Source organism: Plantactinospora sp. WMMC1484 (genome assembly GCF_049315195.1).
In the GTDB taxonomy this organism is placed as follows: Bacteria; Actinomycetota; Actinomycetes; order Mycobacteriales; family Micromonosporaceae; genus Plantactinospora.
The window spans coordinates 518,229-530,090 of record NZ_CP186055.1 but is presented as its reverse complement, the minus strand read 5'-3'; the positions used below and the strand labels follow the sequence as shown (position 1 = coordinate 530,090).

Sequence of the window (11,862 nt, the reverse complement as noted above, 5' to 3'; positions counted from 1 at the left end):
GGCCGCCGCCCCGGTCTCCCGCGCCCCGGTGCCCCGACAGCAGTCCGGAGGAGAACGATGAGCGAGCGCACGCGAGGCGCCGGTGCCCCGCTCCGGCTCGGCACCCGGGGCAGCGCGCTGGCGCTCGCCCAGTCCCGGGGCGTCGCCGACGCGCTGACCGCGGCCACCGGCCGCGCGGTCGAACTGGTCGAGGTCGTCACGGCCGGCGACCGCTCCAGCGCCCCCGTGCACCGGCTGGGCGTCGGGGTCTTCGTCTCGGCACTGCGCGACGCGCTCGTCGCGGGGGAGATCGACTTCGCGGTCCACTCCTACAAGGACCTGCCCACCGCCGGCCAGGCCGGGCTGCACATCGCGGCGGTGCCACCCCGGGAGGATCCGCGCGACGCGCTTGTCGCCCGGGACGGCCGTACCCTGGCCGAGCTGCCGCCCGGCGCCACGGTCGGCACCGGGGCGCTGCGCCGGATCGCCCAGCTGCACGCGCTCGGGCTCCAGCTCACGGTGGTGCCCATCCGGGGCAACGTGGACACCCGGGTGCGCCGGGTACGCGGCCCGGAGGCGGATCTCGACGCGGTGGTGCTGGCCCGGGCCGGGCTGGTCCGGCTGGGCCGCGCCGAGGAGATCACCGAGACGCTCGACCCGATGCTGATGCTGCCGGCACCCGCCCAGGGCGCGCTGGCGGTGGAGTGCCGGCTCGACGACGCGGAGCTGGTCGAGCTGCTCGGCGCGCTCGACCATGCCCCGACCCGGGCCGCGGTCACCGCGGAACGGGCAATGCTCGCCACCCTGGAGGCCGGCTGCAGTGCGCCGGTCGCCGGGTACGCCGAACTCGCCGAAGGCGACGACGGCGACGAGATCTACCTGCGCGGGGCGGTGATCAGCCCGGACGGCACCCGTGAGGTCCGGCTGTCCCGCACCGGTACGCCCGCCGAGGCGACGGAGATCGGCAAGGCGCTCGCCGCCGAACTCCTCGACCGCGGCGCCGACTCGATCCTCGGGGCGCCTAGAGAATCGGGCGCGAGGACCCAGCATTTTGGAGCTACAGAATGATCGGCACCCGTAAGCCCGCAGGCCGCATCGCGTTCGTCGGGGCCGGACCCGGCGACCCGGGTCTGCTGACCCGCCGGGCGCACGACGCACTGGTCGACGCGGACCAGGTGGTATACGACCGCAGCGTTCCCGAGGCCCTGCTGACGGCCGTCAGGGCCGAGGCCAGGGAGGACGCCCAGTTCACCCCGGCCGAGGGGGCGCCGGGCGACGTGGCCAAGGTGCTGCTCTCGGCGGCCCGCTCGGGTCTGACCGCCGTGCACCTGGTCGCCGGTGACCCGTTCGGGCACGACGCCGTGGTCAAGGAGGTGCAGGCGGTGGCGCGTACCGCCGTGCACTTCGAGGTGGTGCCGGGGGTCGGCCAGGCCGAGGGGGTCGCCACCTACGCCGGGGTGCCGCTCTCGGGGGTACGCACCGCCGCCGACGTCGACGACGTCACCGCGATGGACTTCGAGGCGCTGGCGGCGGCGGTCAGCCGTGGTTCGCTGGCCCTGGCGGTGGACGCCGGTGACCTGGCCGCGATCCGGGACGGGCTGCTCGCGGTCGGGGTGGACGGCTCGACCGCGGTTGCGGTGACCGGCGACGGCACCGGCGAGACGCAGTACACCACCACCTCGACGGTGGACAGCTTCGTCGCCGCCGCGCTCGGCTTCACCGGCCGGGTGGTGCTGACCCTCGGTGCCGGTGTCCCGCACCGGGACAAGCTGAGCTGGTGGGAGAACCGCCCGCTCTACGGCTGGAAGGTGCTGGTGCCGCGCACCAAGGAGCAGGCCGGGGTGATGAGCGCCCGGCTCCGGGAGTACGGCGCCATCCCCTGCGAGGTGCCGACGATCGCGGTCGAGCCGCCGCGTACGCCGGCCCAGATGGAGCGGGCGGTCAAGGGCCTGGTCGACGGCAGGTACGCCTGGGTGATCTTCACCTCGGTCAACGCCGTCAAGGCGGTCTGGGAGAAGTTCGCCGAGCACGGGCTGGACGCCCGGCACTTCGGCGGTGTCAAGATCGCCTGTATCGGCGAGGCCACCGCCGACGCCGTCCGCGCGTTCGGCATCCAGCCGGAGCTGATCCCCGCCGGGGAGCAGTCCTCGGAAGGGCTGCTCGCCGAGTTCTCGCCGCACGACGAGATCCTCGACCCGGTCGGCCGGGTGCTGCTGCCGCGCGCCGACATCGCCACCGAGACCCTGGCCGCCGGGCTCACCGAGCGGGGCTGGGAGGTCGACGACGTGACCGCCTACCGGACCGTGCGGGCGGCGCCGCCGCCGGCCGAGATCCGGGACGCGATCAAGTCCGGCGGCTTCGACGCGGTCCTCTTCACCTCCTCCTCGACCGTGCGCAACCTGGTCGGCATCGCCGGCAAGCCGCACGCCCGGACGGTGGTGGCGGTGATCGGCCCGAAGACGGCGGAGACGGCCACCGAGTTCGGCCTGCGGGTGGACGCCCAGCCGGCGCACGCCTCCGTGCCGGACCTGGTGGAGGCGCTGGCGTCGTACGCGGTGGAGCTGCGCGAGAAGCTGGCGGCGATGCCGGCCAAGCAGCGCCGGGGCTCGAAGGTGCAGGGCCCGACCGCACTGCGGTTCCGGTAATCTCTGTCGGATCTGTGTAGCACCATTGAAGCTGAGATCCGCTCGATCCTGCGGCACCATCGATCCTGAGGCACCATCGGTTACGGGGCCAGGGGCGGCGCGGGGCCGCCGACGGTCCCGGCGACCCGGCGGACGCCGGGCCGCGCGTCGGCCGGGCCGGCCGTGAAGGAGTGGTCATGTCGTATCCCGAGATCCGCCCGCGCCGGTTGCGTCGGTCTCCGGCGATCCGCCGGCTGGTCGAGGAGACCCGGGTCGCCCCGGCCGAGCTGGTGCTGCCGATGTTCCTCAAGGAGGGGTTGACCGAGCCGAGGCCGATCGCCTCGATGCCGGGCGTGGTGCAGCACTCCCGGGAGTCGCTGCGCAAGGCGGCGGCCGAGGCGGTGCACGCGGGCGTCGGCGGGATCATGCTCTTCGGGGTGCCGCTCCGCAAGGACGAGACCGGCTCCGGCGGCACCGACCCGGACGGCATCCTCAACGTGGGGATCCGGGACGTGATCGCCGAGGTCGGCGACGCCACGGTGGTGATGAGCGACCTCTGCCTGGACGAGTTCACCTCGCACGGGCACTGCGGGTTGGTCGCCCCGGACGGCACCGTCGACAACGACGCCACCCTGACCGCGTACGCCGGGATGGGGGTGGCGCAGGCCGAGGCCGGCGCGCACGTGGTCGGGCCCTCCGGGATGATGGACGGTCAGGTCGGGGTGGTCCGCCGGGCCCTGGACGCCGCCGGGCACGCCGACACCGGCATCCTGGCGTACGCGGTGAAGTACGCCTCCTCGTTCTACGGCCCGTTCCGGGACGCGGTGGAGTCGTCGTTGCAGGGCGACCGGCGCAGCTACCAGCAGGATCCGGCCAACCTGCGCGAGTCGCTCCGCGAGGTCCGCCTCGACGTCGCCGAGGGCGCCGACATGGTGATGGTCAAGCCGGCCCTGCCCTACCTCGACGTGCTCGCCGCCGTCCGGGCCGAGGTGGAGGTGCCGGTCGCCGCCTACCAGATCTCCGGGGAATACGCGATGGTCGAGGCGGCCGCCGCCAACGGCTGGATCGACCGGGAACGCGCCGTCCTGGAGACCCTGACCTCGATCCGCCGGGCGGGTGCGCAGATCATCCTCACCTACTGGGCGGTGGAGGCGGCCCGGATGCTCCGCGACCGCTACTGAGCCGCCGCCGCACCGTCACGGGTTCCCGGTCCCGCTCCCCGGTCGGTATCGGGCCGGTCCCGCTCCCCGGTCGGTATCGGGCCGTCGCCGGTCAGCCGCTGGCCTCCAGCCGGTGCACCAGCTCGGCCAGGTCGACGCCGTACTCGTACCAGTCCCGGTCGGCCTGGAAGCCGAGGTCGGCGTTGACCGCCCGCATCGCCTCGTTGCTCCGCGCGTTCCAGGTCTGCACCTCGGCGATCTTCGGCTCGGCCGAGCGCAACTCGAAGAGCATCCGCGCCTTCATCGCCCGGTCGATCCCGAGGCCCTGGTGCTGCTGGCCGACGATGGTGTCCCACTGGTCGGCCCGGGTCGGGTGCTGGGCCGGCACGACGACCTCCGTCAGGCCGGCGACCTCACCGGTCTTGTCGTCGATCGCAAGGACGATGTAGGGCTTCATGCCCCGCCGGTGCAGGCAGTTCAGGCTGTCCCGCAGCCGCTGCGGATCGTGCGAACTCGGCCGCAGGTCCAGGTCGCCGTCGTCGACGTCGGCGGACTCGGCCTTGGCCCTGGCGTACGCCTCGATCAGCTCGTCCGGCGGCCCGCCCGGGCAGAACTCCAGCCGGTATCCGGGGCCGATGCCCTGGGCCATGTCGCCGAGTGCGCCCCAGTCGACCGTGCCGAGCCGTAGCACGCTGCGATGCTCCTCGAACTCCCTGGCGAAACCGAGAGCCTCGTAGAAACCGACCGCCGGGGTGTCGCCGATGACCTCCACGCCCATGGCGAGGAAGCCCTCCTGATAGGTCCGGCGGGCCGCGGTGGCGATCAGCCTGCGGCCGATGCCCCGGCGCCGGGCGGCCGGATGCACCAGCACCTCGAGCACGCCGATGTTGCCGAGCAGCAGGACGTGGGTGTGGCCGAGGATGCGGCCGGGCTGACCATCGGCGGACGGATCATCCTGGACGACCCAGGAGATCCGACGCTGGCCCGGCATCACCTCGCAGAGGTACTCCCGGAGCATGCCGTTCTCCCACAGAGGATCCTCCGGTAGGTCGGCCGCGAAAACTGCGTTGATCGCGTCGAGGAACGAGTCGATCTCGGCGGCCGGGGCGGTCCGGGGATCCCATTCGCGCACCATCACCCGTCTAGCTTGCCGTCAACCGCAGCCTGGCGAAAGTGCCCAGTTCTTCAATGTGTCCAGTACATTACGCTAAGTTTTACTGTCCGTGCCGTACCTGTTGGCGTTGTCGAAGACCGACTGGGCATATGGTCGCACGTCATTGTAGGAAAGGATGGCGCTCCACCAGTCGGCGGCGACAGACAGGTTGCGGCCTCCCTTGCACAGATAGTTACCGGCGGCAAGGGCCGCGTCGTCGATGCTGTGCGGGTTTTCGACGCCGTCGCCGTCCGCGTCCGCCCCGACCTCCTCCCAGGTGGTCGGGATGAACTGCATCGGACCGACCGCCCGGTCGTAGGTGGCGTCCCCGTCGAGCTGGCCGTCCTCGGTGTCCATGATCCGCATCCGGCCGCCGTTGCCGTCCAGCGGCAGGCCGATGATGTCCGGGGCGGCTATCCCGTTCGTGCCCAGCACCGCACCGTTCGCCCGACCGTGCCCGGACTCCACCTGGCCGATCGCGGCAAGGGTGGTCCAGCGGAGCTGGCAGCCGGGCGTGGACTGGGCGAGCCTCATCTCGGCGTAGCCGTACGCCTGCATCGCCGTTGCGGGAACCCCGACCCGCGGTCCGATCCGACCGGCCCAGCCGGCGAGTACGTCGGAGGGGCGGCCCCCGGTGGCGTTCCAGGGCGGCGCCGGCACGCCGCTGGGCGTGCCGAACGGTGGCGGACTCGGCAGCCCGGAGGAGAGCCCGTCCGGACCGGTGGGCGGCAGGCCGGGCAGGGTCGGCTCGACCGGCGGCAGGCTCGTCGCCGCACCCGCCTCCACCGGAGGGGTCTCCCGGGCGGTCGCCGGGAGCAGGAAGGCGCCGGCCGCGCCGGTCACGGCGACCAGCGCGAAGAGCAGCAGCGCCGGCAGGGTGAGCCGGCCACTCGGCCGCCGGGACCAGTCCCGGACCGCCTGCCGCGAGGGCCAGCGGGAGGCCGCATGCGCGAACGGGACCCGGATCCGCCGCCTCCGGCCGGCTGGCGGCACGGTCGCCGGTACGTCGAGGTCGATCACGGTGTCGCCCGGTCCGCCGGGACTGCCGGCCGCCTCCGGCTCGGGTTTGTCCCCGGGCTCCGGCTCGGGTTTGTCGGCCGCCTCCGCCTCGGGTTCGCCGGGCGTCGCCGGCTCCACCTCGGGTTCGCCGGCCGCCTCGGGTTCGCCGGGCGTCGGCGCCTCCGCCTCGGGTTCGCCGGCCGCCTCGGGTTCGCCGGCCGCCTCCGGCTCGCCGGCCGTCGCCAGCTCGGCGGCAGTCGCCGGCCCGGTTCCGACCGTGCCGGTCGGTTCCGCTGCGGGCTCGGGCGCCGGTTCTCCGGGTTCGGTGGCCGGCTCTGCGGGTTCGGTGGCGGCCTCGGGTTCCGGGGTCGTGGTGGCCGGCTCGGGTTCGGGGGTCGTCGGGACCTGCTCCGGGCCGGTGCTCGGCAGGAGGGGGTCGGCCTCGGCACGCGGGCGCGGCACGGTGGCCGACGGCCGATCCAGATCCGGCTCGGGAGCGGCACCCGAACTGGCCAGCGGGCCGTCGTAGACGGGCACCGCAGGCCGCAGTGGTCGCGTCCCGGAAGTCTTGTCGTGCTCCGCCACCCGTCGAGTATTACCCATCGACCGTCGAACGTCAGGTCTGGTCGTACGCTGTTGGTATGCCCCGGTACGAGTTCCGTTGCCGCGCCTGCGGCGACACATTCGAGATGAACCGGCCGATGGCCGAGGCCTCGGCTCCGGCGTCCTGCCCTCAGGGGCACGACGACACCGTCAAGCTACTGTCGACGGTCGCCTTCACCGGTCGCGGTGCGGGCGGTCCCGCCCCGGGCGCGGCGCCGGTCGCCCCCGCCGGTGGCGGCTGCTGCGGCGGAGGCTGTGGCTGCTGAAGCCGTAACCGGCTGGCGGCTGCTGAAGCCGTAACCGGCTGTCCGGAGCCGGCCCCTCCCGCCCGGACACCTGAGGACAGCTCGTGACCGTGATGTCGGTTTCGTGGCACAGTCCCCGGTTAGCACCTTGGTACGGGGTCGCGCCGTCCGTTTCTACGATGGGCCAACCCGTGAATATGCGGCAGCATGAACGCGACTTCCAGGGGGCGGGAGGTTCCACGCATGTCAGCACGGATCCACCTGCCGAGCGGGTTGGTGACATTCATGTTCACCGACATCGAGGGCTCCACCCGGCTTGCCCAGATGCTCGGTCCGGGTTACCGGCCGGTGCTCAGCGAACATCGGCGGCTGCTGCGGGCCACCCTGGCCGCCAGCGACGGGACCGAGCTCTTCACCGAGGGAGACTCGTTCTTCGTCGCCTTCGGTGACGCCTCCTCTGCCCTCGACGCCTCGCTGGCCGCGCAACGCGCGCTGGCGAACCACGACTGGCCGACTCCGGAGGCCACCCCCCGGGTCCGGATGGGACTGCACACCGGCCACGCCGAACCGCGCGACGGCGAGTACGCCAGTGCCGAGGTGCACCGGGCCGCCCGGATCGCCGCGGCCGCGCACGGCGGCCAGGTGCTCTGCTCCGGTGCCACCGCCCGGTACGCCGCGCCGCTGCCGCCCGGCGCCTCCCTGCTCGATCTCGGTCTGCACCGGCTGCGCGGCTTCGACGACCGGGAGCGCCTCTTCCAGCTCGTCGCCCCCGGCCTGGAACGCCAGTTCCCCCGCCCCCGGACCGCCGACGCCATCCCGCACAACCTGCCGACCCAGGTCACCTCGTTCGTCGGCCGCAGGGCGGAACGCGACGAGCTGGACCTGCTCATCGACTCCCACCGCCTGGTGACGGTGGTCGGTGCCGGTGGCGCCGGCAAGACCCGGCTGGCGGTCGAGTTGGCCGGTGGGCTGGTCGAGTCGTACCCGGACGGGGTCTGGTTCGTCGACATCGCCACCGTGACCGACCCCGGCCTGGTCGCCTTCGCGGTCGCGGCGGTCCTCGGGCTGCGCCCCGAGCCCGGGCGGCCGATGCTGGAGACGCTTGTCGAGTTCGCCGCCCCCCGGCGAATGCTGGTGGTGCTGGACACCTGCGACGCCCAGCCCGCCGCCTGCGCCGACGTGATCTCCCGGCTGCTCGCCGGCGGCAGCGGCGTACGGGTGCTGGCCACCAGCCGCGAGTCACTCGGGCTGCCCGGTGAGGTGATCTGGCGGATCCCGCCGCTCTCGGTCGAACCGGCGCCCGGCGGCGGTCCGAGCGAGGCGGTGACCCTGCTGCTCGACCGCACCACCGCGGCCCGGGGCGGGCGCCGGGCCGGTCCGGCCGAATCGGCCGACCTGCAACGGGTTGTCACCCGGCTCGACGGACTGCCGTTGGCGATCGAACTCGCCGCCGCCCGGCTGCGGGTGCTCTCCGCCAGCCAGCTCGCCGAGCGCCTGGACGACGTGCTCGGCGCCCTCGACGCGGGCCGGGACGACGTGGAGCCGGTGCCGGCAGTGCCGGGCCGAAGTTGGAGCGCCAACCAGCAGGACACCGTAGATCTTGCCGCGGCGGCCCGGGGGGTGGCGCCGCCGGTCGGTGCCCGGGCGGTGCAGCGCTCGGCCACCCAGCGGCACGTCACCATGCAGGCGACGGTCACCTGGTCGTACCGGACGCTCGGCCCCCGGGCGGCCCGGCTGCTGCGCTGGCTCGCGGTCTTTTCCGGTCCGGTCGACCTGGCCACCGTGGAGTGGTTGCTCAACGACGACCCGCTCGATCCGCTGTCGGTGCTGGTCGACAAGTCGATGATCCAGGCGGAGCCGAACGTCTCCGGCAGCACCTACCGGATGCTCGACCCCATCCGGGCGTACGCGGCGCGCCGGCTGGTCGACGCGGGGGAGGAGCAGACCGCCCGGGACCGGCACGTGGCCTGGTCCCTGCACGCGCTGCAGCGGGCCTGTCTCGGCCCGGACGATCGGCCGGTCACCCTCTCCCTCTACGCCCTCGACCCGCTCGCCGACGAGCTGCGGGCCGCCCTGCGCTGGACGGTCACCGGCGGCAGCGCCCGGCAGGGGCTGCAACTGACCAGCGGGCTGGACGAGTGGTGGCGGGAGCGCGGGCTTGCCCGGGAGGGGCGGTTGTGGCTGTTCCGGCTCTACGGCCGGATCGCCGAGACCGGCGAGCAGATCCCGGAGGCGGAGCTGGCGGCGGCGTACCACATGCACTCGCAGCATGCCGGCGCGGACGGTGAGTTCGCCGAGGAGCTGCGCTTCTCGCAGCGGGCCGAGTCGGCCGCCCGGCAGGCCGGCGACGCCGGCCTGCTGATCCGGGTACTCGCCGGCCGGGCCGCGCCGCTGATCGACATGGGACAGTTCGCCGAGGCCGAGCGGGTGTGCCGGGAGGTGATCGCCGAGGCCGAGGCGGAGGGGGTGACCGGGGACGCGTTGCTGGCCGTCTACAGCCTGGCCGAGTTGCTCTGGCGCCGGGACGCCCTGGACGAGGCGGCCGAGCTGCTCGGCGCGGCCCGGCCGGTGGAGGCGGCCCGGCCCACCGAGCGCGGCAAGCGCTCCGTCGACATGCTGCTCGGCATGGTGGCACTGGCCCGGGGCGACCTGGTCGCCGCGCACGACCACCTGGTCGTCGCGTTGCGGTCGCGGATGAGCTACGGCTACCTCGCCCGGGCCTGCGACACGGTGAACGCGATCGCGGTGCGCTGTGCCCGGGGCGGCGACCCGAGATCGGCCGCCCGGCTCTTCGGCGCGGCCCAGCTCACCCGATCGGCGATGCGCTGCACCCCGGGCACCTTCGGGGCGTACTGGCTCCAGGAGCAGGCCGCGCTGCGGGCGCTGATGGGCGATGCGGCCTTCGACGCCGCGTACGCGGCCGGCGCCGACCTGACCCTGGAGGAGGCGGCGGCCGTGGCCCTGGAGGTGGAGCACCCCGACCTCTCCGCCGACTCCGTCCGGTTCACCCGGGTCGAGCCGCCGGCTCCGCGCCCCCGACCCCGACAGGCCGCCGATGCTCCTCGGGACGTACTCGACTGACCCTCCGTCGCCGGGCGCTTACCGTCGCCGGGCGCTTACCGTCGCCGGGGCGCGTGGTTTCGCGCCACCATCCGCCCTACCCGCCCTACCCGCCCTACCCGCCCTACCCGTCCTGGCGGCCGCGCCGGCCGTGACGCCCGTCGTGGACCCGTAACCCGGTGAGCAGGACGTCGAGGTAGCGGTCCGTGCCGGCGTCGCCGGTGATCTCAAGGGCGTGGCTGAGCCCGCAGAAGAGCGCCCGCAGGTCGTCGGCGGTGAGATCGGGCCGGATCACCCCGGCAGACCGTGCCCGCGCCAGCAGCAGGTCGAGGGCGCCGGCCAGGGCCCGGCTCAGCGCCGCGGTCTCGGGTCGGGTGGGCCCCGGCGCGGCCAGCACCGGTCCGAGCGCCGGGTCGGCGCGTTGCTGCGCGACGGCGGCCCGGAGCAGGTCGGCCAGGCCGGCGGCGATGTCGGGCTCGGCCGCGGCGCGCTCGGCGGCGGCCACGAGCCGGGTGAGATTCTCGGTGGCCAGCGCCTCCAGCAGTGCCTGGCGGCTGGGAAAGTGCCGGTAGACGGTGCCGACGCCGGTCCCGGCCGCCTTGGCGATCGCATTCATCGGCAGGTCGAGGTCGCCGGCGGCCAGACGCTCCCGGGCGGCGGCGAGCATCCGGGCCCGGACCCGGGCGGAATCGGCCCGGAGCGGCTCGACCGGAGCGCCGGGTTCGACGGGGGAAGCGGGCTGGGCGGGTGGGTTCGGTGAGCTGACCACGAGTACGAGGATATTCCATCCGCTACTGGCGGATTAATTATCCGATTGTGCTAGCCTGTGACAGGTGAGCGGATAGTTCATCCGCTGAAACCGACCGGAGGTGCGCATGTCCACTGCCTGGACCCCCGACCAGATGCCGGACCAGACCGGCCGGACCGCCGTGATCACCGGCGCCAGCAGCGGGCTGGGCCTGGTCGCGGCCGCCCGGCTCGCCGGCCGTGGAGCGACTGTGATCATGGCTGTTCGGGACGTCGCGAAGGGGGAGCGGGTTCGCGCCGAGCTCGACGGTGACCTGCTGGTACGCCGTCTCGATCTTGCCGACCTGGAGTCGGTCCGCGCCTTCGCCGCCGGCCTGCGCGCCGAGGGACTCCGGATCGACCTGCTGCTCAACAACGCCGGCACCAGCGGCACGCGGCGGGACGGGCCCACCCCGGCGGGGTACGAGCCGGTGCTCGCCACCAACCACCTCGGGCACTTCGCTCTGACCGGCCTGCTGCTGCCGCTCTTCCGTCCGGATCGCGACCCCCGGGTGGTCACCGTCGGCTCCGGCCTCTACCACATGCTGCGCCGCTCCGATCCGGCCGACCTCGCAGGCGAGCTGACCGCCTCGTCCGGAGTCCGGTACATCCGCGCCAAGCAGGCGAACGTCATCTTCGGCGTCGAACTCGATCGCCGGTTGCGCCGCTCCGGCAGCCCGGTACGCAGCCTGCTGGCCCACCCGGGGATGGCCCGTACCCCCATGCAGGACCACGATCTGACCCCGGCGAAGTGGCTGGTGACCCGGCTCGGCGGGCTGCTGCTGGCGCGGAGCCCCGAGCGGGGCACGATCCCCTTGCTCTACGCCGCCACCAGCCCCGACGCTCACCCCGGTGTCCTGTACGGACCGTCGGCGTACCGCTGGGACAGCCGGGTCCACACCCGCCCGCTGGTCGCGCCGGCGACCGATCGAGGGCTCGCCGCACGGCTCTGGACCGTGTCCCAGGCCGCCACCGGCGTCGCCTATCTCGACGTCCCGGACGCCGCGCAGGTCGATGTCCCAGCGTTCCCGGCGGTCGCGCAGCTCGCCGCCCCGGTGGCCGGACAGCCCGCCGCCCCGGTCGGGCCTGTCGGCGCCCCGGGGGCTGCCGACAGGCCACGGGAGGTCCTCGACTGAACACGGCAGGCGCCGGCGTCGACCGTGCCAAAATGATCAGGCGCCTGAGTTGACTATTGCAAAGGTCCTCTTTGAGGTGAGAATCGTCTTCATGTTTCTCGACGACGAGAGGATCTT

Annotated in this window: 9 protein-coding genes; 6 read left to right on the top strand and 3 right to left on the bottom strand. The window is 73.7% G+C overall.

What is annotated here, in order from left to right; translation table 11 throughout:
* Positions 1-57: 57 nt before the first annotated feature.
* The 3 genes from hemC (at position 58) to hemB (ending at position 3,784) form a co-directional block, all read left to right on the top strand.
* Positions 58-1,047 (top strand): hydroxymethylbilane synthase, encoded by a 990-nt coding sequence (gene hemC / locus ACN28C_RS02315; protein WP_422771968.1) that lies wholly within the window; start codon positions 58-60, stop codon positions 1,045-1,047.
* Positions 1,044-2,624, top strand: coding sequence for a uroporphyrinogen-III synthase (locus ACN28C_RS02310; RefSeq protein ID WP_422771967.1), 1,581 nt, complete (start codon positions 1,044-1,046; stop codon positions 2,622-2,624). The genes hemC and ACN28C_RS02310 overlap by 4 nt, the downstream gene beginning before the upstream one ends.
* Positions 2,625-2,800: 176 nt before the next feature.
* Positions 2,801-3,784, top strand: a complete 984-nt coding sequence (gene hemB, locus ACN28C_RS02305) for a porphobilinogen synthase (RefSeq protein ID WP_422771966.1) — start codon at positions 2,801-2,803, stop codon at positions 3,782-3,784.
* 91 nt (positions 3,785-3,875) lie between these two features.
* On the opposite strand, the gene ACN28C_RS02300 is transcribed toward hemB, so the two are convergent.
* Entirely contained in the window at positions 3,876-4,898 is a 1,023-nt protein-coding gene (locus ACN28C_RS02300; RefSeq protein WP_422774936.1) for a GNAT family N-acetyltransferase, read from the bottom strand.
* A 72-nt stretch (positions 4,899-4,970) separates the two neighbouring features.
* Entirely contained in the window at positions 4,971-6,518 is a 1,548-nt protein-coding gene (locus ACN28C_RS02295) for a lytic murein transglycosylase (RefSeq protein ID WP_422771965.1), read from the bottom strand.
* A gap of 38 nt (positions 6,519-6,556) precedes the next feature.
* Here ACN28C_RS02295 and ACN28C_RS02290 point away from each other — a divergent pair, with 38 nt between their 5' ends.
* Positions 6,557-6,784, top strand: a complete 228-nt coding sequence (locus tag ACN28C_RS02290) for an FmdB family zinc ribbon protein (RefSeq protein ID WP_421496816.1) — start codon at positions 6,557-6,559, stop codon at positions 6,782-6,784.
* Between the two features lie 222 nt (positions 6,785-7,006).
* Positions 7,007-9,844 carry an ATP-binding protein gene (locus ACN28C_RS02285; protein ID WP_422771964.1) on the top strand — a complete coding sequence of 946 codons (2,838 nt, stop codon included), beginning with the start codon at positions 7,007-7,009 and terminating at the stop codon, positions 9,842-9,844.
* 103 nt (positions 9,845-9,947) lie between these two features.
* On the opposite strand, the gene ACN28C_RS02280 is transcribed toward ACN28C_RS02285, so the two are convergent.
* Entirely contained in the window at positions 9,948-10,592 is a 645-nt protein-coding gene (locus ACN28C_RS02280; RefSeq protein WP_422771963.1) for a TetR/AcrR family transcriptional regulator, read from the bottom strand.
* Between the two features lie 106 nt (positions 10,593-10,698).
* Between ACN28C_RS02280 and ACN28C_RS02275 the strand changes: the two genes are divergently transcribed.
* A complete protein-coding gene (locus ACN28C_RS02275; protein WP_422771962.1) occupies positions 10,699-11,745 on the top strand; it encodes an SDR family NAD(P)-dependent oxidoreductase in 1,047 nt (348 codons plus the stop codon).
* The last annotated feature ends 117 nt before the right edge of the window (positions 11,746-11,862 follow it).